The organism is Microbacterium sp. NPDC078814 (genome assembly GCF_040702645.1).
In the GTDB taxonomy this organism is placed as follows: Bacteria; Actinomycetota; Actinomycetes; order Actinomycetales; family Microbacteriaceae; genus Microbacterium.
Genome location: NZ_JBFBLT010000002.1, coordinates 51504 through 74931, shown reverse-complemented (window position 1 = coordinate 74931; position 23428 = coordinate 51504). Strand labels below are relative to the sequence as shown.

Annotated in this window: 25 protein-coding genes; 2 read left to right on the top strand and 23 right to left on the bottom strand. The window is 70.3% G+C overall.

All coding sequences use genetic code 11. The features are described 5' to 3' along the window. From AB0300_RS03575 to AB0300_RS03470, 22 genes are all read right to left on the bottom strand, one after another. On the bottom strand, nucleotides 1–1065 hold the full coding sequence (locus AB0300_RS03575) for a hypothetical protein (RefSeq protein ID WP_366215481.1): 1065 nt from the start codon (nucleotides 1063–1065) through the stop codon (nucleotides 1–3). Then, on the bottom strand, nucleotides 1040–1642 hold the full coding sequence (locus AB0300_RS03570; RefSeq protein ID WP_025105076.1) for a sigma-70 family RNA polymerase sigma factor: 603 nt from the start codon (nucleotides 1640–1642) through the stop codon (nucleotides 1040–1042). Before AB0300_RS03570 ends, AB0300_RS03575 begins: the two co-directional genes overlap by 26 nt. 31 nt (nucleotides 1643–1673) lie before the next feature. Further along, nucleotides 1674–2255 (bottom strand): GNAT family N-acetyltransferase, encoded by a 582-nt coding sequence (locus AB0300_RS03565; RefSeq protein WP_366215480.1) that lies wholly within the window; start codon nucleotides 2253–2255, stop codon nucleotides 1674–1676. Between the two features lie 56 nt (nucleotides 2256–2311). Further along, a complete protein-coding gene (locus tag AB0300_RS03560; protein ID WP_025105078.1) occupies nucleotides 2312–3232 on the bottom strand; it encodes an RluA family pseudouridine synthase in 921 nt (306 codons plus the stop codon). Between the two features lie 2 nt (nucleotides 3233–3234). Then, nucleotides 3235–3765, bottom strand: a complete 531-nt coding sequence (gene lspA, locus AB0300_RS03555) for a signal peptidase II (protein ID WP_081811638.1) — start codon at nucleotides 3763–3765, stop codon at nucleotides 3235–3237. A gap of 51 nt (nucleotides 3766–3816) precedes the next feature. Beyond that, complete coding sequence (locus AB0300_RS03550) at nucleotides 3817–4419, bottom strand: DivIVA domain-containing protein (protein ID WP_025105080.1); 603 nt, start codon at nucleotides 4417–4419, stop codon at nucleotides 3817–3819. A 181-nt stretch (nucleotides 4420–4600) separates the two neighbouring features. Further along, the gene (locus tag AB0300_RS03545; protein ID WP_025105081.1) at nucleotides 4601–4900 is read right to left on the bottom strand and encodes a YggT family protein; all 300 of its coding nucleotides are present in this window, start codon (nucleotides 4898–4900) and stop codon (nucleotides 4601–4603) included. 3 nt (nucleotides 4901–4903) lie between these two features. Beyond that, complete coding sequence (sepF, locus tag AB0300_RS03540) at nucleotides 4904–5377, bottom strand: cell division protein SepF (RefSeq protein WP_366215479.1); 474 nt, start codon at nucleotides 5375–5377, stop codon at nucleotides 4904–4906. 43 nt (nucleotides 5378–5420) lie between these two features. Then, on the bottom strand, nucleotides 5421–6128 hold the full coding sequence (locus tag AB0300_RS03535) for a YggS family pyridoxal phosphate-dependent enzyme (RefSeq protein ID WP_303708622.1): 708 nt from the start codon (nucleotides 6126–6128) through the stop codon (nucleotides 5421–5423). After that, nucleotides 6125–7279, bottom strand: coding sequence for a cell division protein FtsZ (gene ftsZ, locus AB0300_RS03530; RefSeq protein WP_025105084.1), 1155 nt, complete (start codon nucleotides 7277–7279; stop codon nucleotides 6125–6127). The genes AB0300_RS03535 and ftsZ overlap by 4 nt, the downstream gene beginning before the upstream one ends. A 162-nt stretch (nucleotides 7280–7441) precedes the next feature. Beyond that, the gene (locus AB0300_RS03525; protein ID WP_366215478.1) at nucleotides 7442–8365 is read right to left on the bottom strand and encodes an FtsQ-type POTRA domain-containing protein; all 924 of its coding nucleotides are present in this window, start codon (nucleotides 8363–8365) and stop codon (nucleotides 7442–7444) included. Between the two features lie 3 nt (nucleotides 8366–8368). After that, the gene (murC, locus tag AB0300_RS03520) at nucleotides 8369–9769 is read right to left on the bottom strand and encodes a UDP-N-acetylmuramate--L-alanine ligase (protein ID WP_249521072.1); all 1401 of its coding nucleotides are present in this window, start codon (nucleotides 9767–9769) and stop codon (nucleotides 8369–8371) included. A gap of 42 nt (nucleotides 9770–9811) precedes the next feature. Continuing rightward, on the bottom strand, nucleotides 9812–10888 hold the full coding sequence (locus AB0300_RS03515) for a UDP-N-acetylglucosamine--N-acetylmuramyl-(pentapeptide) pyrophosphoryl-undecaprenol N-acetylglucosamine transferase (RefSeq protein ID WP_366215477.1): 1077 nt from the start codon (nucleotides 10886–10888) through the stop codon (nucleotides 9812–9814). Then, nucleotides 10885–12090 (bottom strand): putative lipid II flippase FtsW, encoded by a 1206-nt coding sequence (gene ftsW / locus AB0300_RS03510; RefSeq protein WP_062633985.1) that lies wholly within the window; start codon nucleotides 12088–12090, stop codon nucleotides 10885–10887. The genes AB0300_RS03515 and ftsW overlap by 4 nt, the downstream gene beginning before the upstream one ends. Further along, nucleotides 12059–13594, bottom strand: a complete 1536-nt coding sequence (gene murD / locus AB0300_RS03505) for a UDP-N-acetylmuramoyl-L-alanine--D-glutamate ligase (protein WP_366215476.1) — start codon at nucleotides 13592–13594, stop codon at nucleotides 12059–12061. Before murD ends, ftsW begins: the two co-directional genes overlap by 32 nt. Further along, entirely contained in the window at nucleotides 13584–14690 is a 1107-nt protein-coding gene (gene mraY, locus AB0300_RS03500; protein WP_025105090.1) for a phospho-N-acetylmuramoyl-pentapeptide-transferase, read from the bottom strand. The genes murD and mraY overlap by 11 nt, the downstream gene beginning before the upstream one ends. Continuing rightward, nucleotides 14687–16099, bottom strand: coding sequence for a UDP-N-acetylmuramoyl-tripeptide--D-alanyl-D-alanine ligase (gene murF / locus AB0300_RS03495; protein ID WP_366215475.1), 1413 nt, complete (start codon nucleotides 16097–16099; stop codon nucleotides 14687–14689). Before murF ends, mraY begins: the two co-directional genes overlap by 4 nt. Nucleotides 16100–16126: 27 nt before the next feature. After that, nucleotides 16127–17896, bottom strand: a complete 1770-nt coding sequence (locus AB0300_RS03490; RefSeq protein WP_025105092.1) for a penicillin-binding protein 2 — start codon at nucleotides 17894–17896, stop codon at nucleotides 16127–16129. A gap of 25 nt (nucleotides 17897–17921) precedes the next feature. Next, the gene (locus AB0300_RS03485) at nucleotides 17922–18494 is read right to left on the bottom strand and encodes a hypothetical protein (RefSeq protein ID WP_025105093.1); all 573 of its coding nucleotides are present in this window, start codon (nucleotides 18492–18494) and stop codon (nucleotides 17922–17924) included. Then, nucleotides 18491–19429 carry a 16S rRNA (cytosine(1402)-N(4))-methyltransferase RsmH gene (rsmH, locus tag AB0300_RS03480; RefSeq protein WP_062766897.1) on the bottom strand — a complete coding sequence of 313 codons (939 nt, stop codon included), beginning with the start codon at nucleotides 19427–19429 and terminating at the stop codon, nucleotides 18491–18493. Before rsmH ends, AB0300_RS03485 begins: the two co-directional genes overlap by 4 nt. Before the next feature lie 103 nt (nucleotides 19430–19532). Further along, a complete protein-coding gene (mraZ, locus tag AB0300_RS03475; protein ID WP_025105095.1) occupies nucleotides 19533–19964 on the bottom strand; it encodes a division/cell wall cluster transcriptional repressor MraZ in 432 nt (143 codons plus the stop codon). 263 nt (nucleotides 19965–20227) lie between these two features. After that, the gene (locus tag AB0300_RS03470) at nucleotides 20228–20602 is read right to left on the bottom strand and encodes a DUF3040 domain-containing protein (RefSeq protein ID WP_062766900.1); all 375 of its coding nucleotides are present in this window, start codon (nucleotides 20600–20602) and stop codon (nucleotides 20228–20230) included. An 84-nt stretch (nucleotides 20603–20686) separates the two neighbouring features. On the opposite strand from AB0300_RS03470, the gene AB0300_RS03465 reads away from it, so the two are divergent. Next, nucleotides 20687–21790 carry a polyprenyl synthetase family protein gene (locus AB0300_RS03465; RefSeq protein ID WP_062766903.1) on the top strand — a complete coding sequence of 368 codons (1104 nt, stop codon included), beginning with the start codon at nucleotides 20687–20689 and terminating at the stop codon, nucleotides 21788–21790. A gap of 6 nt (nucleotides 21791–21796) precedes the next feature. On the opposite strand, the gene AB0300_RS03460 is transcribed toward AB0300_RS03465, so the two are convergent. Then, nucleotides 21797–22153, bottom strand: a complete 357-nt coding sequence (locus AB0300_RS03460; protein WP_025105098.1) for an Rv2175c family DNA-binding protein — start codon at nucleotides 22151–22153, stop codon at nucleotides 21797–21799. Between the two features lie 130 nt (nucleotides 22154–22283). On the opposite strand from AB0300_RS03460, the gene AB0300_RS03455 reads away from it, so the two are divergent. Next, nucleotides 22284–23420: a LysM peptidoglycan-binding domain-containing protein gene (locus tag AB0300_RS03455; RefSeq protein WP_366215474.1), complete on the top strand. Its 1137-nt coding sequence runs from the start codon at nucleotides 22284–22286 to the stop codon at nucleotides 23418–23420. The last annotated feature ends 8 nt before the right edge of the window (nucleotides 23421–23428 follow it).

Sequence of the window (23428 nt, the reverse complement as noted above, 5' to 3'; positions counted from 1 at the left end):
TCACGGCACCTCGTCCACCACCTCGGTGACGACGCTCGTCGTCGACTCCGGCGTGTCGCCGATGACCCCTCCTGACCCGTAGCCCTCCGCGATCGAGTCCACGAGTCCGTGATCCGTGTCGACGACGATGGTCGTCGTCCGGTGGCCGGGAACCGCATAGCGCAGCGTGGCCGTGCCGTCGCCCTCGTCGACCAGCTCGAAGCCCGGGATCAAGGCGATCGCGCGGAAGAAGGCCGCTCTCAGCTCGGCCGGCATGAGGTTGATCGCGGACGGGTCGGAGAGGCTCGCCACCACCCACCGATCACCCTCCGCACCGGTCAGGCCGGAGCGGGCACGCAGCCAGTCCCGCAACGCCGACGGTTCCCGCGGCATCTCCTCGTAGTACGGGCGATAGCCGTCCGCCAGGTGCGGGACGGGTGCCGGATCGCCGTCGCCGACCGGCCAGGCGCCGCCCGGGAGGACCTGCACCGTGCCGCGCTCGCGGATCGCCGCTCCGGGTGACGAGGGCCACTCCTGTGCGGCGCGCGTGCCCTGCGCGCCGAACGACCGTACGACTTCGGCGTTCCCCCAGTCGTAGAACCAGTCCGCCGAGCGGTCGGCAGGGACGTACAGCACCCGCGTGTCCCTGACCAGGACGGCGGCGTCCCCCGTGTCGCGGGAGGCGTTGAAGGCGAACGTGTCGTCGTCGCCGTCGTCGGCGGCGTCTCCATCCCAGAACTGGACGAACTCGTCGACGGTCTCGATCCGGATGTACTGTCCCGCGCCCGGGGCGAGGTCCTGGGCGTCGACGGTGACGCTCGCCGCCTGCTCGAGCACCGCCGCAGCGGCGGCATCGGGCATCACCGGGAACAGGAGGCCTCCGGCGCCCAGCGCCACCACCGCGGCTCCGGCCGTCAGCCCCCCGATGACGAGGCCGGTCCACACCCGCGCCCGTCGTCGCCCGCCCCGCGGAGCATGTGCGGCGGACACCGCGGTCGCCAGAGCGGCGCGGGCACGACGGACGCTCTCCTCCGACGGTTCCGCCCGATCCGCACCGAGGTCACGCACTCGTTCCATAAGCAGCATCGCTCTCCTCCTTCGCCATCCATGTCAGTCGGGTCTGCCCGCGCGAACCCGGCGGGGCGAGTCGTCGTCGCACCCGGTGGAGCCGCGACCGCACCGTCCCGACCGGGATGCCGAGGGCCTCGGCGATCTGCTCGTATGTGAGGTCGCCCCACGCATGCAGGAGAAGCACATCGCGGTCTCGGGCGGGAAGACCGGCGATGCGGGGTGCGAGCGCTCGCAGGGCCGCGTCGGCGTCCAGCCGCGCATCCGAGGCCGCGTACGGGTGCTCGCCGGGTCCGGCCGCGGCGGACGTAGCCTCGAAAGCCCGCCACTGCCGCACTTCGGCGGCACGATGCCGCTTGACCATCCGCGTGGCGATACCGAGGAGCCACGGGAGGGCCGACACGACATCGAGATCGAAAGACGCCCGACGGCGGAACGCGACCAGGAACGTCTCGCTGAGCACGTCGTCGACCGCATCCTCGCCGACCCGCCGCCGGATGTACCCGCCGACCGGGCGCACGTGCCGCTCGAAGATGGCAGAGAACGCCCGCGGCTCGTCGAGCGACCGGGCGATGACCTCGCTGTCTGTGTTCACACTCTGTATTGCCCGGGAAGCGGAATCCGGTTCACGCTTTCTCGCGGAGGTCCAGCCGCATGAGCACGCGAGGGAAACCGTCGAGGACCGAACCCGTGTCCGCCGCCTTCTCGAACCCCGCGCCTTCGAAGAGCCGCCGGGTCCCGACGTACGCCATCGTGAGATTCACCTTCGCCCCGGCGTTGTCGACCGGATAGCCCTCGATCGCGGGCGCGCCGCGTTCCCGGGCATAGGCGACCGCGCCTTCGATGAGAGCGTGGGAGACCCCCTGCTTGCGGTGCCCAGGGCGGACCCGGAAACACCACAGCGACCACACGTCGAGGTCGTCGACATGCGGGATGAGGCGATTGCGCGCGAAGCTCGTGTCGCGTCGAGGGTGCAACGCCGCCCAGCCGACCGGCTCGTCGTCGAGGTAGGCGAGCACGCCGGGAGGAGGATCCTGGTGGCAGAGCTCACGCACCCGCTCGGCCCGTGCGGGACCGCGAAGGGAGACGTTCTCCTTGTTGCCGATCCGATAGCTCAGGCAGAAGCAGACGTTCGACGTCGGTTTCTTCGGTCCCACGACCACGGCGACGTCGTCGAAGACCGACGCCGGGCGCACCACGATGCTCATGCGGTCAGTGTGGCGGAGACCACGGACACCGGCGCGCTGACGCCCCGGCGGATGGACTATTCCCCGCGCAGCACGTCCAGCGCGTGCTGGAAGTCCTCCGGATAGGGCGAGGCGAACTGCACCCACTCCCCCGTCGTCGGATGGGCGAAGGCCAGCTGATGCGCATGCAGCCACTGACGCGTGAGTCCGAGGCGGGCCGAGAGCGTCGGGTCGGCGCCGTAGAGCGGGTCCCCGACGCACGGGTGCCGGTGTGCCGCCATGTGCACGCGGATCTGATGCGTACGGCCCGTCTCCAGGTGGATCTCGAGCAGGGAGGCACCGGGAAAGGCCTCGAGCGTCTCGTAGTGCGTCACGGAGGGCTTGCCGTCCGGGACGACGGCGAACTTCCACGAGTGGTTCGGGTGCCGACCGATCGGCGCATCGATCGTGCCCACGAGCGGGTCCGGATGCCCCTGCACCACCGCGTGGTAGATCTTCTCGACCGTGCGCTCCTTGAACGCCCGCTTGAGAGCGGTGTAGGCGGCCTCGCTCTTGGCGACGACCATGAGTCCGCTCGTCCCCACATCCAGCCGGTGCACGACGCCTTGACGCTCCGGTGCACCGCTGGTCGCGACGCGGAACCCCGCGGCGGCGAGCGCACCGACGACCGTGGGGCCCTCCCACCCGAGCGAGGGGTGGGCGGCGACGCCCGTCGGCTTGTCGACGACGACGATGTCGTCGTCGTCGTAGACGATGCCCAGCTCAGGCACCGCGATGGGGACGATCTTCGGCCCCTCCTTCGGCTCCCACTCGACATCGAGCCAGGCACCGCCCCGCAGGCGGTCCGACTTGTCGAGGGTGACGCCGTCCAGGCGGACGCCGCCGGACGCGGCCACCTCCGCCGCGAAGGTCCTCGAGAACCCGAGGAGCTTGGCGAGGGCGGCGTCGACCCGCGTGCCGTCGAGCCCGTCCGGGACGGGCAGCGAGCGGGACTCCACGCTCAGCGCCCCTCGGACGCGGCGGCGGCCTCGGCGTCCTCGTCGGTCTCGACCGGGGCGTGGTCGCGCTCACGCGTGCCGTCGAACCGGAGGCCGAACACCACGAGCAGGGCGACCGAGATCATCCCGGTGACGATGAAGATGTCGGCGACGTTGAAGATCGCCGGCATCATCCACGGCATGGAGATCATGTCCACGACGTGACCCACGGGGAACCCGGGCTCCCGGAACAGACGGTCAGACAGATTCCCCAGCACGCCCCCGAGGAGGCAGCCGAGGACGACCGCCCAGAGACGCGACCGCAGGCCAAACGCCTTCCAGACGATGACGCCCGCGACGACCGCGAGGGCGATGGTGAAGATCCACGTCACGCCGGAGCCGAGCGAGAACGCCGCGCCGGGATTGCGCACGTAGTAGAGCTGCAGGAACTCTCCGAGAACCGGGACCGCCTCGTGCAGCGGCAGGTTCTCGATGGTGAGGTACTTCACAAACTGATCGGCGGCCAGCACGACCGCTGCGAGAATCGCAACGATCGCGCCGGCCGCCGACCGACGAAGGGGACGACGTCCTGACAAGAGGGCGCCTTACAGGCCGATCGCGGAGACCGGCGTCGAGTCCGTGGAGCCCGACTTCTCGTCGAGCTCGCGGAGCTGGCCCTCGATGTAGCCGCGGAGCTGCGAGCGGTAGTCGCGCTCGAAGTTGCGCAGCTCGGTGATGCGGGCCTCCAGCGTGTTGCGCTCGCGCTCGAGACGTGCGGTCTCCTCGCGCTGCTTCGCCTCGGCCTCGGTGCGGATGCGGGCGACCTCGGCCTCGGCCTCGGAGATGAGCTGGTTGCGCTTGGCCTCACCCTCGGCCACGTGCTCGTCGTGCAGACGCTGCGCGAGCTCGATGATGCCGGCGGTGGCGGTGGCGGAGCCGGTCGGTGCGGCGTCGGCGGCGGGGGCCTCGGCCGCGGGGGCCGGGGTGGATGCAGCGGCAGCCGGCTCGGCGGCGGCAGCGGGAGCAGGGGTGGAACCCGACTCGTACGCGGCGAGCTTCGCCTTCAGCTCGGCGTTCTCCTCGAGGGCCTTGCGCCACTCGATGACGATCTCGTCGAGGAAGTCGTCGACCTCGTCCGGGTCGAAGCCGTCCTTGAAGCGGACGTGCTGGAACTGCTTGGTGACGACGTCATCCGGGGTAAGTGCCATGGGTGGCTCCTCTTTCGATGAGTTCGATTGCCAGTACCGATGTATGGCGTGTTCGTGATGTGGCGCGAACCCGGGGCGCGCACCTGGGTGCCAGCATAGCCCCCGAGCCTTGGGGTCGCGATGCCACGACACCCAGGCTCGGAGAACTCGAGGCCGTCCCCGGGCGCGACACGCGGGGTGGTCAGCGGATGAACAACCGGACGATGTTCATCAGGATCAGGACGACCAGAAGGGTCAGCGCGAAGCCGAAGTCCAGCGAGAGCTGACCGATGCGCAGCGGAGGGATGATCCGCCGGAAGAACCGGATGGGCGGATCGGTGACGGTGTACACCGCCTCCGCGGCGACGAGGCCGAAGCCCTTCGGACGCCATTCCCGATTGAACATCGGGATGTAATCCAGGATGAGCCTCGCGAAGAGCACGAGGATGTAGACCAGCAGCACCAGATGGACGATGCTGGCGAGGACCGAGACCAGCTGCACGGTCTACGAGTGGTCGAAGCCCGCAGACTCGGCGTCTGCGTGCGCGATACCCCCGTGACCGGACACCGCGATGTTCTCCGGCGAGAGCAGGAAGACCTTGGAGGTCACCCGCTCGATCCGGCCGTAGAGGCCGAGGGAGAGACCGCTCGCGAAGTCGATGAGGCGGCGCGCGTCGGCGTCGCTCATCTGGGAGAGGTTGATGATGACCGGGACGCCCTCGCGGAAGCTCTCCGCGATCAGCTGGGCGTCGCGGTACTGCTTCGGGTGGACGGTGAGGATCTCGTTCACGGCTCCTGCTGCGGACTGGCGGACGGCGACGGGACGACGGAGCGGCGTGACGGGGGCCGGAGCCGGCTCTTCGCGCTCACGCTCGCGCTCGCGCTGGGCGCGCGCGGGTGCCGGCGTCTCCTCTTCGTAGACCTCTTCCTCGTCGGCGAGGCCGAGATACACCATGGTCTTCTTCAGCGGGTTACCCATCGTGTCCTCCGGTTCGAACGTTTCGGGCTGGTCTTGTCACAGGTTAACCCCGGGCGGGGCGCGGTCCCGTGATTGCGGAACCGATCCGCAGGTGTGTCGCGCCGGCGGCGATGGCCTCGGCGAAGTCGCCGGTCATCCCGGCGGAGATCCACGTCGCGTCGGGAGCGACGGTCCGCACGTCGGCGGCGATGTGGTGCAGACGGGCGAAGGCGCTCGCGGGGTCCTCGTCGAGGGGCGCGACGGCCATCACGCCCCGGAGCCGCAGCGAGGGCAGGCTGAGCACGTGCTCGGCCAACGCCACCGCCGACGCCGGCGCCACCCCTCCCCTGCCCTCGTCCTCGGTGAGGTTCACCTGCACGAGCACGTCGAGCACCTCGTCGGTCTCTGCGGCACGATGCAGGGCATCGGCGAACCGGTCACGGTCCACGGAGTGCACGACGTCGGCGCTCCGCCTGATCGCCGCGGCCTTGTTCGTCTGTCCCTGTCCGATGAAGTGCCACTTGAGGTCGAGCGCGGAGAGCTCGCCCGCCTTGGCGGTGAGCTCCTGCTGTCGGTTCTCCCCCACCGCGTGCACCCCGAGTGCGTGCAGATCGCGCACCAGCGAAGCGGGGTGGAACTTCGTGACGACGATCCGGGTGATCTCCGCGGGAGACCGCCCGGCGGCACGCGCGGCGTCGGCGATCCTGTCGTCGATCGCCGACAGCCGCGCGGCCAGATCCGATGGCGCCGAGGCGCCGACCGGTGTCGTCACTTCAGGAATTCGGGGATGTCGATGTCGTCGTCGGCGAAGGCCGGCTCGATGCTCGTCGCCGGCGTGCGCGGTGCCGCGGGCGCCGGGGCGGGCTCGGGCGTGCTCTTCTCGGCCGCAGGCTCGCTGGTCTCCGACAGCGCCACCTCGGGAAGGGATGCGGTCGAGGGACGCGAGACGACCATCGGGTCCAGTCGCAGCGAGGGCTCCCCGCCGTCGAAGCCCGCGGCGATCACGGTCACCCGCACCTCGTCGCCAAGCGTGTCGTCGATGACCGTACCGAAGATGATGTTGGCCTCGGGGTGCGCGGCCTCCTTGACGAGGTCCGCCGCGTCGTGGATCTCGAAGATGCCGAGGTTCGAGCCACCCTGGATCGAGAGCAGCACCCCGTGGGCGCCTTCGATGGAGGCCTCGAGCAGCGGCGACTCGACGGCGAGCTCCGCCGCCTTGATCGCGCGGTCGGCGCCGCGGGCCGAGCCGATGCCCATCAAGGCGGATCCGGCTCCCTGCATGACCGACTTCACATCGGCGAAGTCCAGGTTGATGAGACCGGGGGTCGTGATGAGGTCGGTGATGCCCTGCACACCGGCGAGGAGGACCTGGTCGGCGGTGGCGAACGCCTCGATCATCGAGATGCCGCGGTCGCTGATCTCGAGCAGACGGTCGTTCGGGACGACGATGAGGGTGTCGACCTCTTCCTTCAGCTTCGCGACGCCCGCCTCGGCCTGGCTCTGGCGGCGACGCCCCTCGAAGGAGAACGGCTTCGTGACGACACCGATGGTGAGCGCACCGATCGACTTCGCGATGCGGGCGACGACGGGAGCGCCACCCGTTCCGGTGCCACCGCCCTCTCCGGCGGTGACGAAGACCATGTCGGCGCCGGTCAGCGCCTGCTCGATCTCCTCCGCGTGGTCCTCTGCGGCACGACGACCCACCTCGGGGTCGGCACCGGCACCGAGGCCGCGGGTGAGCTCGCGGCCCACGTCCAGCTTGACGTCGGCGTCGCTCATGAGCAGCGCCTGGGCGTCGGTGTTGACGGCGATGAACTCGACTCCGCGGAGACCGAGCTCGATCATGCGGTTGACGGCGTTGACGCCGCCACCGCCGACGCCGACGACCTTGATCACGGCGAGGTAGTTCTGGTTCTGGCTCATGGCCGGCCTCCGATTAGTAGAGCCTGGAAGGGGGAACCTTAAACCTCAACTAGAGGTGTAAAGTATTTCCCGGTATTGCGTTCTCTCAGATCGAAGGTAAGCGCCGCCCGCCCGCGCGCCCGCAACGCCGTGGGCGTGTCGCGCCATTCCTGCGGAAAGCGCTCAGCCGACGACCGCGACGTCGGGCGAGGTCACGTCGATCGACGAGGCCGTGGGGTTCTTCACGAGCGCCGCGGAGAGCGCGAGCGCCTTCAGCGCGCTGTCTTCCTCGCTCCCCCACACGACCGTGAGGCCGGAGTCGAGGGTGAGGGTCACGTCGTCCGCCGTCGAGGCACGGACCCCCGTGAGGGCGCTGCGGATGTCGGCGGGGAGGGCACGCACGACGAGCCCGGCGCTGCGGAACGCCGAGGAGTCCACGCCCCCCTCGACCTCCACCAGCGGCTGACCTGCCGGGCGCTCCTCGGTCGTCGAGAGCGCGACGCCCGCGGCGTCGACGAGGGTGAAGCCGGCATCGGACTCGATCACGCCGATCGGTGTGCGCTCGACGATACGGACCGTGAGGTCGTGCGGGGGTCTCGCCTCCAGCGCGTAGGTCTCGATGAGCGGGAAGGCCAGCAGCGCGGCCTTGACCTCACTGGTGTCGACGAGCGCGAGCGGCGTGCCCATCTGGTCCGCCAACGCGCCCTCGATCACCGCCGGATCGATCGTGGTCGTCCCGGTGACCGTGATGCGCTCGACCGCGAAGAGCGGACTGTAGGCCGCCGCGACGCTTCCGCCGATCAGCAGCACGATCGCGCCGACGACGCTCAGCCAGGTGATGCGGCGCCGACGCGAGCGCTGGGTGAACCGACGGATCTCCGCGCGGAGGGCCTTGCGACGCGCGCGCGCAGCCCGCCAGACGTCCATCGAGGAGCTCGGGACGGCCGCTTCCTGCTCCCCCTCGACCCCGGGGGCGCCGAGATCGTCCTGGACAGCCTCGTCCGCCGGCGACGGAGCGGCACCGCGGCGGCGGAGGCTGCGCGCGGATGCGGCGTCCGTCTCCTCCGGTGCATCCGGGGCGCTCGGGAGCGGGGGCGGCCGGCGCATGGGCTACGCCCCGTCGGTCCGGCGCAGCGAGTCCAGCACCTGCGGGATGATCTGATAGACGTTGCCGCAGCCGAGGGTCACGACGAAGTCGCCGTCGGTCGCCACGGATGCCGTGTAGTCGGCCGCCTCCTGCCAGTCGGCGACGAAGTGCACACGGGAGGGGTCGTGGAACGCGCCGCTCACCAGCTCGCCGGTGACGCCGGGCACCGGATCTTCTCTGGCGCCGTAGACGTCCAGCATCACGGTGTGGTCGGCGAGCTCCTCCAGGACGTCCGCGAACTCCTGGTACATGTGCTGCGTCCGCGAGTAGGTGTGCGGCTGCTGGATCGCGATCAACCGTCCGGAGCCGGCGATGCTGCGCATGGCTTCGAGCGCCGCACGCACCTCGGTCGGGTGGTGGGAGTAGTCGTCGTAGACCGTGACCCCGCGCTCCTCGCCATGACGCTCGAGACGACGGACGGTCCCCGCGAAGCCTTCGACGGCGCGCACGGCGTCGCGGAGCGGGTGGCCGAGCGCGAGCAGCACGGCGACCGCCCCGGTGGCGTTGATCGCGTTGTGCACGCCGGGGACGGCGAGCTGCATGCGCTCGGTCTCGCCGCCGTGCGAGACGACCGCGGCGACGGGACCTGCCGTAACGATCTCGCTGACTCGGACGTCGGCACCCTCGGCCTGACCGAACGTCAGGACCCGCGGGTGGGACAGTCCTGCCAGGACCCGGAGCGCGCCGGGGTCGTCGCTGGAGATGACGACCGCCTCCGACGCGGCGTCCGCGAAGCGCACGAAGGCGTCGTGGAAGGCCTCGTCCGAGCCATAGTGGTCGAGGTGATCGGGGTCGACGTTCGTGATGAGCGCCACCGCCGTGTCGTAGAGGAGGAAGGTGCCGTCCGATTCGTCGGCCTCGATGACGAAGAGGTCGCCGCTCCCGGTGGCGCTGGACGTGCCGAGCTGCTCGATCACGCCACCGTTGACGAAGTGCGGATCGGCGCCGAGGTCACGCAACGCGGTGACGATCATGCCCGTCGAGGTCGTCTTGCCGTGCGCGCCCGCCACCGAGACGAGGCGCCGCGTGCCGATCAGCCAGTGCAGCGCCTGGGACCGGTGGATGACGTGGAGGCCCCGCTCCTTGGCGGTGACGAACTCGGGGTTCTCCGGCCAGATGGCGCCGGTGTGCACGACCGTGTCGGCGTCGCCGAGGTGGGCGGCATCGTGACCGACGTGGACCGTCGCCCCCGCGGCGGCCAGCGCCCGCAGGTTGTCGCTGTCGGCACGGTCGCTGCCGGAGACGCGGATGCCCGCGTCGAGGAACATCTTGGCGAGTCCGCTCATCCCGGATCCACCGATGCCGATGAAGTGCGCGGCGGTGATCGTGTCGGGGATGGGGAGGGAGAGGTCGGGTCTGATCATGTCCGCTTCAGTCTACTTTTCGTTCGCGTCCGGTCGGCGGCGTCACGCCGCACCGAGGGCACGATCGATCATCGCCACGACGTTCTCGGTCCCGGTGCGGGTGCCCGCGGTCTCCGCGGCCTCCGCCATCCTCCGGATGCGGTCGGGATCGCCGAGCAGCGGCACGACGATACGCCGGACGGCGTCGCCGTCGAAGGTCGCGTCGTCGAGGAGCTGCGCGGCACCGGCGGCCACGGCCGACCCGGCGTTCAGACGCTGCTCCCCGTTGCCCACCGAGTACGGCACGTACAGCGCGGGGATGCCGAGCGCGCTGATCTCGCTGACCGTCGCCGACCCCGAGCGCGACACGATGAGGTCGGCCAGGGCGAACGCCAGATCCATGCGGTCGACGTACCGCCGGAGGGCATAGCCGGCGACGCCCGGATCGGGAAGGTCGCTGCGCTCCCCCGTCACGTGCAGCAGTTGCCAGCCGGCGGCGAGGATGTCGCGCCAGGAATCCGCCAGAGCGTCGTTCAAGCGCTGCGCTCCGAGCGAGCCGCCGAAGACGAGCAGCACGGGGCGATCGGGGTCGAGCCCGAAGTACTCCGCGGCCTCGGCGCGCCGTGCCACCCGGTCGAGCGTGATGACCTCGCGCCGCAGCGGCATGCCGACCACCTCGCTTCCGCGGAGGGGCGTCCCGGCGAACGCGACGCCCACGCCCGCGGCCGCACGGGCACCGAGCACGTTCGCCAGCCCGGGCTTCGCGTTGGCCTCGTGGACGACGAAGGGCACGCGCTCGCGACGCGCGGCGACGTAGGCGGGTGCGGAGGCGTAGCCGCCGAAGCCGACGACGACGTCGATGCCGCGCTGCCGGATGTGCGCGCGCACCTGCGCGATCGCCCGACGGAATCGCGCGGGGAACGCGGCGGCCTGCGCGTTCGGCCGCCGCGGGAACGGCACCTTGTCGACGATGAGCAGCTCGTAGCCGCGCTCGGGGACGAGGCGGGACTCCAGGCCTTCGGCCGTGCCGAGCACGAGGACCGTCGCGTCGGGGTCGCGCTCGCGGAGCGCGTCGGCGACGGCGAGCAGCGGATTGACATGGCCGGCGGTGCCACCGCCGGCGAGGAGGTACGAAGTCACCTCGCGACCCTACCCCGCTCGGCTGACTGCTTCTCGGCGACCGGGATGGTCCGCGCGAAGGCCAGCAGCACACCGCAGGCGATGAGCACCGCGAAGAGCGCCGTCCCTCCCTGGGACATGAAGGGAAGCGGCACGCCCATGACGGGGAAGACCCCGATGACGACGCCGATGTTCAGGACCGCCTGGCCGACGATCCAGACCGTGATCCCCCCGGCCGCGACGCGGATGAAGGGGTCCGAGGTCTTGCGGATCACGTGGAACGCGCCCACGGTGAAGAACGTGAAGAGGGCGAGCACGACGATGCAGCCGATCAGCCCCAGCTCCTCGCCGACGATCGCGAAGATGAAGTCGTTGCCGGCGGCGGGCAGCCACCCGTACTTCTCCTGGGAATTGCCGAGACCGAGGCCGAAGACACCGCCGGAGGCCATGCCCCAGATGCCGTGGATCGACTGGTAGCAGTCCGTGTAGTACAGCGCCATGTCGTCGCAGGTGGCGGTGATGCGGCGCATGCGGTCCTCGCTGGAGAGCGCGTAGGCCAGCACCGCGACCACGCCCAGGATCATCGGGATGATGAACAGCCGCAGCTTCACGCCGGAGAAGAAGAGGCAGCCGAGGAGGATGAGGACCATCACCATCGCGGTGCCGAGGTCCTTGCCCGCGAGCACGGTGCCGATCGCCAGCGCGCCGACCGGCACGACGGGGATGAAGACGTGGTGCCAGGTGCCGAGCATGGTCTGCTTGCGCAGCAGCACCGCGGCGATCCACAGGGCGAGCGCCAGCTTGAGGAACTCGGACGGCTGCATCTGGAAGCCCGCCACCTGGATCCAGTTCCGGTTTCCGCCGTCGGCGATGCCGAGCGGCGTGAACACCAGGAGCTGGAGGGCCACTGCGCCGAACAGCGCCGGCCAGGCCATGCGCTTGAGGAAGTCCACGGGGAAGCGGCTGATGAGGAACATCATCGGGATGCCGAGCAGGGCGAACACACCCTGCCGGAGGGCGCCGTCCAACGGGTTCTGCGCGTTGGCCACGGCGGTGGCGCTCGTCGCGGACAGCACCATGACGAGGCCGAAGATCGTGAGGAGCAGGGCGGTCGACGCGATCAGCAAGAACTCGGTCGAGACCGGCGTGAACCGGCGCCCGAGCGAGACCCGGGCCGCGAGCCCGCCCGACTCAGACCGCGGAGGGCGAGCCACCTGCGTCATCGGTGCTCCCCCGATCGATCCATTCCTGCACCGCTTCGGCGAAGCGGTGGCCGCGATCCGCGTAGCTGGAGAACTGGTCGAAGGATGCGGCGGCGGGAGCGAGGAGCACGGTGCCCTCCCCGTCGACGATCCCCGCCGCGATCTCCACGACGCGGTTCATGACCTGTCCAGTGTCGCCAGCATCGACCTCGAAGACCGGCACCGTCGGCGCGTGTCGCTCGAATGCCGCGACGACGGCCGTGCGGTCCACTCCGATGACCACCGCTGCGCGCGCGGTCGAGCCGGCGTCCGCGACGAGATCGGCGATGTCGACGCCCTTGAGATCGCCGCCCACGACCCATACCGCGCCCGGGTACGCGCGCAGCGAGGAGGCGGCGGCGTGCGGGTTCGTCGCCTTGGAGTCGTCGATCCAGGTGATGCCGGCATGCCGCGCGACCACCTCGATGCGGTGCGCGTCCAGCCGGAAGCTCTGCAGCGCCCCGTGGATCGCCTCGGGCTCGATTCCGAGGGACCGGGCGAGAGCACTGGCGGCGAGGATGTTCTGCACGATGTGCGGGGCCGACAGGCCTGCCGCCTCCAGGTCGGCGACCGTCGTCAGCTCCAGGGCACTGCGGGCCCGGTCGTCGAGGAAGGCCCGATCGACGAGCAGCCCCTCCACGACGCCGAGGTCGCTCGGGCCGGGGATGCCCAGGTCGAAGCCGATGGCACGAGCACCCTCGACGACCTCGGCTTCCTCGACCATCCGCCGGGTGGCCTCGTCGGCCTTGTTGTAGACGCAGGCGACGCGGGTGTTCCGATAGACCAGGGCCTTCGCGTCCCGGTACGCCTGGGCGCTGCCGTGCCAGACGAGATGATCGTCGGCGAGGTTGAGGCAGACCGCGGCGTACGGGAAGAGCTCCCCCTCCGGGCGCGACAGGCCGAGATACCAGAGCTGGTGGCTGGAGAGTTCGACGACGAGCACGTCGAAGCCGGCCGGATCCCGGACCGCGTCGAGCACGGGGACGCCGATGTTGCCGCAGGGTGCGGCGCGCAGTCCGCCGGCGACGAGCAGCGTCGCCGTGAGCTGGGTCGTGGTCGTCTTGCCGTTGGTGCCGGTGATGAGCACCCAGTCGGCCGGCGTGCCGTCCGCGCGGAGGACCTTGTCACGCACGCGCCAGGCGAGCTCGACGTCGCCCCAGAGCGCGATGCCCTCGTCCTGGACCCAGCGGATGACGGGGTGCGACGGAGCGAAACCCGGGGAGGCGATGACGACCTCGGGCGCGAACGCCGTCAGCGCCTCGGGCACCGCGTCCAGCGGACCGAGCTCCAGCCGGGCGCCGATGACGGGGAGCAGACGGGCGTACTCCTCCTCCGCCGACGCGCTGAGCACGAGGACGTCGGCACCGAGCTCGGCGAGGGTGTCGGCGACGGAGAAGCCGGTCATGGAGAGGCCGAGGACGGCGACGCGCAGGCCACGCCAGTCGGCGTGCCAGCTCGTCAGCCCGGCCAGGCGCTCAGCCGACACGGGTCAGCCATTCGACGTAGAAGAGACCGACGGCGGAGACGGCGAGCAGACCCGCGATGATCCACATGCGCACCACGATGGTGACCTCCGACCATCCCCGCATCTCGAGGTGGTGGTGGAACGGGCTCATGAGGAAGAGCCGCTTGCCGCGGGTGATCTTGAAGTAGGCGCGCTGCAGGATCACGGATCCGGAGGCGAGCACGAAGACACCGGCGATGATGAGGAGCAGCAGCTCGGTGCGGGTCATGACCGCCATCGCGGTGATGACGCCGCCGATGGCCATCGAACCCACATCTCCCATGAACACCTTGGCCTTCGGGGCGTTCCACCACAGGAAGCCGATGAGGCTGGCGGCGAACGAGGCCGAGATGATGGCGAGGTTGAACGGGTCGCGCACCTCGTAGCAGCCGCCGAGGGAACCGGGGTCTCCGCCGATGCAGGGCTGCTTGAACTGCCAGAAGGCGATGAGGCTGTACGCACCGACGACGATCACGCCGGCACCGGCGGCGAGGCCGTCGAGGCCGTCGGTGAGGTTGACGCTGTTGGAGGTCGCGACCCCGATGATCGAGATCCAGGCGAGGTACAGGATCCAGCCGAGGATGACGCCGAACGCGAAGAGGTTCAGCCAGGTGATGTCGCGGAAGAGGGAGATGGACGCACTGGCCGGCGTCTGCCCCCACTTGTTCGGGAAGTTCAGCGCCACGATCCCGAACGGGATCACGACGATGAGCTGCCCGATCACCTTCCGCCATCCGGACAGCCCGAGGCTGCGCTGGCTGCGCACCTTCATGTAGTCGTCGATGAACCCGACCACGCCGAATCCCACCATGAGCCAGATGACGAGGATCGCGGACAGCGCCGGGGTCTCGCCGCTGACGAGGACGCCGGTGAAGTAGCCGACGATCGAGCCGAGGATGAAGATGACCCCGCCCATCGTGGGCGTGCCGCGCTTGGCCTCGTGGCTCGGGTTGCCGGCGGCTTCCGGGGTGCGGATGACCTGCCCCCAGCCCCACTTCCGGAAGAGCCGGAGGAAGACGGGAGTCAGGAAGAGAGTGAAGGCGAGCGAGATGGCCGCCGCCATGATGAGGGACCTCACGAGAACAATTCTCCCAGACGATCGCCGAGATGCCGGAGGCCCACGGAGTTGGACGACTTCACGAGGACCCGGTCGCCGTCGCGCAGCTCGGTGCGGAGGTACTCGAACGCGGCGTCCTGGTCCGGCAGATGCACGGCCTCGCTGTCCCACGATCCCTCGCCGACGGCGGCGAGGTAGAGCCGACGGGCCTCCGGGCCGACGACGACGATGCGCCGGATGTTGAGGCGCACCGCGAGGAGGCCGATGCGGTCGTGCTCCTCCCCCGCGCTCTCGCCGAGCTCGCTCATCGCGCCGAGGACGGCGACGGTGCGCTCGTCGGGGCCGGTGATCTGGGCGAGGGTCCGCAGGGCGGCTGCCATCGAGTCGGGGCTGGCGTTGTAGGCGTCGTTGATGATGCGGACGCGGTCGTTGCCCAGGGGCTGCATGCGCCAGCGTTCGGCGATCTCGACGGTCTCCAAGCGGGCGACGGCGTCGGCAGGGGCCACACCGAGCTCTACGGCGGCACTGATCGCGGCGAGGGCGTTCGTGACGTGGTGGGCCCCGAGGACGCGCAGCCGCAGCGGCAGCCGCTCCCCCGAGACCTCGATCACGCACTGCGTGCCGGAGGCCGAGACCTCGATGTCGCGCGCGTGCACGGCGGCCGCGGCGGACTGGCCGAAGCCGACGACCCGGAGGCCGCGGCTCTCCGCGAGCTCGCGCATCGCCCACACCCGGGCGTCGTCGGCGTTGAGCACGGCCGTGCCGGGCACGCGGGCCGCGGCGACGAGCTCGGACTTGGCCTTCGCGGTGGCCTCGATGCCGCCGAAGCCCCCGGCGTGCGCCATCCCGACCATGAGCACGACGACGAGGTCGGGCTCGACGAGGCCGGCGAGCCGCGCGATGCTGCCCGGCGCGGCGGCGCCGAACTCGCTCACGAGGAAGCGGGTGTCGTGCGTGACGCGGAGCATCGTCACCGGGGCGCCGACCTCGTTGTTGAAAGACTTCACCGGAGCGACGGTCTCGCCCTCGTCCTCGAGGATGCGGGCGAGGAAGTTCTTCGTCGTCGTCTTGCCGTTGGAGCCGGTGATGCCGACGATGCGCAGGTTCCCGCCAGCGCGTACGCGCGCCACGACCTCGCGGGCGAGGTCGCCGAGCGCGGCGACGGCATCCGAGACGACGATCTGTGAAACCGCGACGTCGACCGGGCGCTCGACGATCGCCAGCACCGCGCCGGCTTCGACGGCGGCGCCGACGAAGCGGTGTCCGTCCGTCTCGGCTCCGGGCTTGGCGACGAAGATCGACCCGGCCTCCATGGTTCGGGAATCGGTGTCGACGATGCCGTCGACCACCGTCTCCGGCGTGTGCGCTCCGGCCACGCGCAGCTCACCACCGACGGCGGCGGCGATCTCAGCGAGCGTCAGGGCGATCATGTCATCTCCATGCGCGGCTCTCGCCGGCTATCCGAACTTGGGGAGGAGCGCGTCCATCGGGACAGAGGACGGCATCACGCGATAGGTCTTCATCACCTGCGTCATCGCCTTCTGGAAGGCGGAAGCGGTGGCCGCGGACGATACAACCTTAGTCGGCTCGTCGAGGGTCACCACGACGACGTACTGGGGGTCGTCGACGGGAGCGAAGCCCACCATGCTGGTGTAGTAGACGCCCGCCTTGTAGCCGCCCTTGCCGTCGGAGACCTGTGCGGTACCGGTCTTGCTGGTCACGCGATAGCCGGGCACCTGGATGCGATCGGCGTTCCCGCCCTGCACGGCCACGTTCTCGAGCATGCGCGTCAGATCGGCCGCGGTCTGCTCCTTCACGATCTGCTCGTGCTTCGGCTTCGGGGTCTCCGTGACCGTCCCGTCGGGTGCGGTGCAGGACTCGACCATCGTCAGGTCGATCTTCTCCCCGCCGTTGGCGATGGCCTGGTACGCGCCGGCGAGCTGAGGAGCCGTCACGGTGAAGTACTGGCCGAACGTCGTCGTGTAGAGCGACTGGCTGTCCCAGTCGCTCACCGGGTGGAGGATGCCCCCCACCTCGGAGGGGAAGTCCAGCGTCTTCTGACCGACGCCGAATCGCTGCAGGTAGTCGTAGCGGACCTCGGGGGCGACCATCGTGCCGAACTTCGACAGCGCCGTGTTGGACGAGTCGATGAGTCCGCCGGCCAGCGTGTAGTTGTACGCGGGGTGGCTGAACGCGTCGTTGACCACGGCGCCGTTGGGGAAGGTCTCCCGCGACGAGGCCGTGACGGTGCTGAGCGGAGTGAGGCCGGCACCCTCCATCGCCGCCGCCGCCGTGATCGCCTTGAACGTCGAGCCCGGCTCGAAGTCGCGGTGGAAGATCTGACTGTAACGCGTCTCCGGCGTCGAGGAGTCCAGGTCGTTGGGGTCCATGGCGGGCCACTCGGCGGCGGCGCGGATCTTGCCGGTGCCCACCTCGACCACCGTCACGGTCCCGCCCTTCGCGCCCTGCTTCTGGGCCTCCTCGCCGACCATCTGCTGGAGGTACCACTGGAGGTCGCTGTTGATCGTGAGCTGCACGGTGCCGCCGTTCACGGCGTCGGTGACGGACTCGCTGCCCGGGATCACGACCCCGTCCTTGCCCTTGCGGTACGTCTTCTCACCGTCCACGGGCGCGAGGCACGACTCCTCGAGCTGCTCCACACCGGCTTTGGCCTCGCCCGTGTTGTCGAGGAAGCCCAGCACGTTGCCGGCGACCGCGCCGTTCGGATAGACCCGCGTCTCGCGCGGCTTCAGCGCCAGGTAGGACCCGAGGCCGAGGTCGCGGAGCGCGATGTACTGCTCGGTGTTCAACCCGGTCTTCAAGGGCGCGTACTGGCTGTTCGGGTTCTCGGCCAGGGCGTCCGAGACCCGCTTGCGGATCTCGTCGCCCGGCACGCCCGTGATCTCGGCGATCTTCTCGGAGGCCTCGGCCCACGGCAGCGCCGGGTCCTTCTCCTCCGTGAGTCGGATCACCTGCGGGCTGAGCTGGGCGTCGTACACCATGACGCTCGACGCGAGGACGGTGCCCTCCGCGTCGACGATGGAGCCGCGCTGTCCGGGGATCGTCGACCCGTCCCCGATGTGCTCGAGGGATTGGCTGACGTGCTCGTCGGCGCTCACGACCTGGATGTCGATGAGGCGGACGACGAACGCCACCAGCACCGAGAGGATGACCGCCAGTGCGACGACGGTGCGTCGCCGCGGTCCGCGCGTGGCTCGTGTCGTCATGGGATCTCTCCGTCGATCGGGATGGTCAGTGGGTCGTGGGGCTGGGGAGGCCGTCGGTGAGGGCGGGCGGCAGATCCGTCGCGGGCGGAGTGCCGCCTGTGGACTCCTCCGCGGTCTGCTCCGCCGCGGGCGTCTCCTCGGTGACGAGGACGTTGCCGACGGCCGCCGGTCCGTGGGGGTCGACCGTCGAGATCCCCTCCGCGCCGGCACCGGCGCCGAAGACCGCGCCGTCGCTGAGACGCAGATACGAGGGCGCTCCCGCGACGACCATGCCGAGGTCGGCCGCATTGCCGGCGAGCACCTGCGGAGAGCTCAGACCCGTGAGCTCCTCCTTCAGTGCATCCGTGCGGAGATCGAGCTCGCGCTGCTGGGAGGTCAGCCCGGCGAGGGTGAACGAGTCCTGCGTGATGGCCAGGGAGAGTCCGACCTGCGCGGCACCGATCGCGAGGGCTCCGCCGAGGGCCACGAGCGCGTAGGCGAGCTTCGGCTTCCGCCGCCGCGCCGGTGCCGTCACGGGCTGGAGGCGGCGCTCCGGGGTCTTCTCCGGGACGACTGGCTGCAGCGGCAGGGTCGGCTTGCGGACTGCGTTCATGCTCATGCGCTCTCCCGCACCTTCTCGGCGGCGCGCAGGCGCACCGGTATCGCACGCGGGTTGCGTGCGCGTTCTTCGTCGTCGGCGAGTTCCGCCCCCTTGGTCAGGATGCGGAATCGGGGGGCGTGCTCCGGCAGCTCGACAGGGAGACCGGCGGGCGCCGTCGAGGAGGACGCGGCGGCGAAGGCCTGCTTCACCAGCCGGTCCTCGAGGGACTGGTACGACATCACGACGATGCGACCGCCGACGGCGAGAGCGTCCATCGCGGAGGGGATGGCGTCCGCGAGCACGTTCAGCTCCGCGTTGACCTCGATGCGCAGCGCCTGGAACACGCGCTTCGCGGGGTGCCCCGCACGCTGTGCCGCGGCGGGCGTCGCCGCCACGAGGATGTCCACGAGCTCCCCGGAGCGGGTGATCGGCTGCTTCTGGCGGGCGTCGATGATGAAGCGGGCGTACCGTGCGGCGAGCTTCTCCTCGCCGTACCGCTCGAAGATGCGGCGCAGATTCCCCTCGCTGTACGTCGCGATGACGTCGGCGGCGGTGATGCCCTTCGTCTGGTCCATCCGCATGTCGAGCGGAGCGTCCTTGGAGTACGCGAAGCCGCGTTCGGCCTCGTCCAGCTGCAGCGACGAGACGCCGAGGTCGAAGAGTATCCCGGCGGCGCCCTGGGCGTGCAGACCGATCTCGTCGTAGACCGTGTGGACGAGCGTGACGCGGTCGCGGAACCGGGCGAGCCGCTCCCCCGCGATCTTCAGCGCGTCAGTGTCGCGGTCCAGGCCGATCAGGCGGATGCCGGGGAAGCGCTCGAGCAGCGCCTCAGAGTGCCCGCCCATGCCGAGGGTGGCATCGACGAGCACGGCGCCGTCCTCCCGGAGGGCCGGCGCGAGGAGCTCGACGCAGCGGTCGAGCAGGACGGGGGTGTGGATGTCGCGGAGGTTCATGATCTCTCTCGGGTCCGACCTTCGGCTCTGATCCCCCTCCGCTTCTCGACCCGGCACCGGGGAAGTGTGTCGGGGCGGGAGCGGCGGGGCATCACAGCCGTGGTCAGAACAGTCCGGGAATCACCTCCTGCTCCAGCTCGGCGTAGGACTCCTCGCCGGCGGCGAGGTAGGCGTTCCAGCTCTCCGCATCCCAGATCTCGGCGTGGGCGCCGACTCCGGTCACGATGAGCTCCTTCTGAAGACCCGCGTACTGACGCAGGTGGGCGGGGATGGTGATGCGGTTCTGGCTGTCGGGCATCTCCGCACTGGCACCGGAGAGGAACATGCGCATGAAGTCACGCGCCTGCTTGTTGGCGAGCGGGGCCTGACGGATCCGCTCGTGCATCGCCTCGAACTCGGCCGTGCTGAAGACGTAGAGGCACCGCTCCTGACCCCGGGTGACGACGATGCCGCCGCCCAGGTCCTCGCGGAACTTCGCGGGAAGGATGACCCGTCCCTTGTCGTCCAGCTTCGGTGAGTGCGTGCCCAGCAGCATCGGCCATCACCCCCTCTCCGTCCGGCCAACTCGAGGTGCGCCCCACTTTACTCCACTTTCCTCCACATTCCTACGATGAATCCCGCGTATCGCGCCGCGGTTCGCAACCCGCACGCTCACGACCCGCGAGATTCCGCGGTGGAGCAAGGTGGAGGGCCAGTGGAGGGCCAGTGGAGGAGTCAGACGGCGTCAACGGACCGAAGACACGAAAAAGCCCGGATGCTCAGCATCCGGGCTTCGTGGTGGAGGAGAAGGGAGGGGGCTCAGTAACCGTCCTGGCGCCGATCCCACCGGTCGTTCATGCGATCCATGAAGGAGGAGGAGTCCTGCCGCTTCGGGGCGGTGCGCGTGCGGGTCTCTGCCGGACCGCTGCGCCGGACCGGGGTGACGGCCAGCATCACTCCGCCGAGCATGGCCGCGAATCCGATGACGCCGACCACGATGCCCCAGACGTCGCCGAGGATGACACCCACGACCAGTCCGCCGATGCCGGCGAGCAGGAGGAGGGCCCCGTAGACGAGGTTGCGATAGCTCAGCGTGCGATCACCCGACGGCGCGCTCACGACGTCGGCGTCATTGTGCAGGAGATGGCGTTCCATCTCGTCGAGCAGACGTTGCTCCTGTTCGGAGAGTGGCATCTCATCCCCCTCGGGTATCGTGCCCTCCAGTCTACGCGCGAGCAGCGTCCGGGGCTAGCGGTTCCCGCCTCACATCCTTTACGTATGCTGGGAGTCGTGCCGTCCCCCTCCCCCTCCGTCGCTGAGGCCGTAGCCGCGCGACTGGACCTCTTCCTCGACCGCATGCGAGCCGAGTCGGCCGAGTACGGCGAGGACGCCGCCGCCTTCCTCGCCGCGGCGGCGGACACCCTCTCCGGCGGCAAGCGCCTGCGCGCCCGGTTCTGTCACGCCGGGTGGCGTGCGGTCGCCCGGTTCCGCGATCGTCGCGCGGTCGAGGACGACCACCTGTGGGACGCCTGCGCCGCCCTCGAGATCTTCCAGTCCGCCGCTCTCGTCCATGACGACCTGATCGACAACTCGGACACCCGTCGAGGACGCCCCGCCGCCCACCGCGCACTCGAGTCCTCGCACCGCGCCGCCGGATGGTGGGGCGACGCCGCCGCCTTCGGGCGCGCCGGATCCGTCCTGCTCGGCGATCTCCTCGTGGCCTGGAGCGACGACCTCCTGGAGTCGGCGCTCGACGGGCACGCCGAGGCGAGGACCGTGCGGGCGGAGTATGCCCGGATGCGTCGCGACGTCACGACCGGGCAGTTCCTCGACATCGCCGAGGAGTCGGCGTGGAGCGTGAGCGACGACCGCGAGCACGCCGAGCGGGCGCTCCGCGTCGCCTCGCTGAAATCGGCGCGCTACAGCATCGAGCAGCCGCTGGTCCTCGGAGCGAGCCTGGCCGGCGCCGATGCCGAGCAGACGCGGGCGCTGCGCCGCTTCGGACATCCGCTCGGTCTCGCTTTCCAGCTGCGCGACGATGTGCTCGGCGTGTTCGGCGACGCCGCCGTCACCGGGAAGCCCGCGGGCGACGACCTGCGGGAGGGCAAGCGGACCGTGCTCATCGCCTTCACCAGGGAGCGCCTGGACACCTCCGCCCGCCGGGTGCTCGACGAGATGCTCGGCGATCCCGACCTGTCGGCGTCCCAAGTCTCCTTCCTGCAGGAGACGATCGCCGGGACCGGGGCTCTGGACCGCGTCGAGACGATGATCGCCGACTACGCCAGGGACGCCGACCGCGCACTGACCGGCGCGCGCCTCGACGACGCAGCGGTCGGCGAGCTGCGCGACCTCGCCAGGGCCGCCACCGTGCGCTCCTCCTGAGCAGGCTCAGGCGAGCGTGCGCGCGAGCCGGCGCACCTCGCTCTTGTGCCCCGCGAGGAGAGAGGCGATCGGCGAACGCCCGAGGGTCTCGTCCTCGGCGAGCAGCCAGTCGATGAGCTCGTCGTCGGAGAACCCGGCGTCCTGCAGCACGATGATCGTTCCGCGCAGCGAGCTCAGCGGCTGTCCGTCCACGATGAACACGGAGGGGACCGCGAAGACACCGCTGCGGCGCGAGCCGACGAGGTAGTGCTCGTCGATCAGGCGTCGCACGCGACCCAACGGCTCGCCGAGGACCTCGACGAGGTCGGGCATGGTCAGCCACTCGAGCGCGGAATCAGGGGTTGCAGCGACGTTCTCAGACACGGTGCCACTATCTCACCTCCACGGCCCGGTCGCATGTTCGTCACTTCCGTCCCATTCGTCACACCCGTCACTTCTGTTGACATCTCTATACATCCGTGTCAGCGTGAAGTGCTCGAAAAGGGGGCCCGACGTGATCCTGCAGACAGCCGTGGCCGGCGCTCTCGCCGCCACCCTGACGGCGACACCCGCCGCCGCACCCGCACCACCGCTCGCACCGCACGAACGCCAGCGCGTCGCTCCGACGCGCGTCGTCCCCACGCAGAACGTGCCGCCGGGGCACGTCGTGCAGCCGGGCGACACGGTCGCCGGCATCGCCGGTCGGTACGGGCTCCGGACCGCCGACGTCCTCAGCTGGAACGGGCTCTCGATGCGCTCCGTGATCTACCCCGGGCAGACTCTCTCCCTGCGGGCACCTGCGGCGGCTCCGGCCCCGGCCGCGACGCCCGCCCCTGCCGCGGCGAAGACGCACGTCGTCGCGGCCGGCGACACGGTGTTCGCCATCGCCCGGACGTACGGGACCTCGGTGAGCGCCGTCCTCGCCGCGAACGGCCTGCCCCAGGGTGCGATCATCTACCCGGGCCAGAAGCTCGTCGTCTCCGCGGGTGCACCCGCCGCCCCCGCGGCCGCGCCGGCCGCAGCGCCGTCGACGCCCGCCCCCGCACCGGCCGCCGCCACGCACACCGTGGCCGCCGGTGAGACGCTGTTCTCGATCGCGCAGAAGTACGGCACCACGACGCAGTCCCTCTTCGCCTGGAACGGCCTCGAAGCCTCGTCGATCATCTATCCCGGTCAGAAGCTCGCCGTCCAGGGTGCTCCGGCGCCGACGCCCGCCGCCGCCCCGAGCGGCCAGCGCACCGCCGCCCTGAATGCGGAGCAGGTGGCCAATGCCTCCCTCATCATCCGCATCGGCCGTGAGCTGGGCGCCTCCGACCGCGCGATCGCCACCGCGCTCGCGACGGGAATGGTGGAGTCGGGTCTGCGGAACCTCGACTGGGGAGACCGCGATTCGCTCGGCCTGTTCCAGCAGCGCCCCAGCACGGGCTGGGGCACGCCGGAGCAGATCATGGATGCGGAACGGAGCACGCGGGTCTTCTACGGCGGAACCGGCGATCCCAACGGCGACGTCACCCGCGGTCTGTTCGACATCCCCGGGTGGGAGTCGCTGTCCTTCACCGACGCGGCGCAGGCCGTGCAGATCTCCGCCTACCCCGAGCGCTACGGGCAGTGGGAGACGCAGGCGTACGCGTGGCTCGCCCAGCACGGGTGACGATTCCG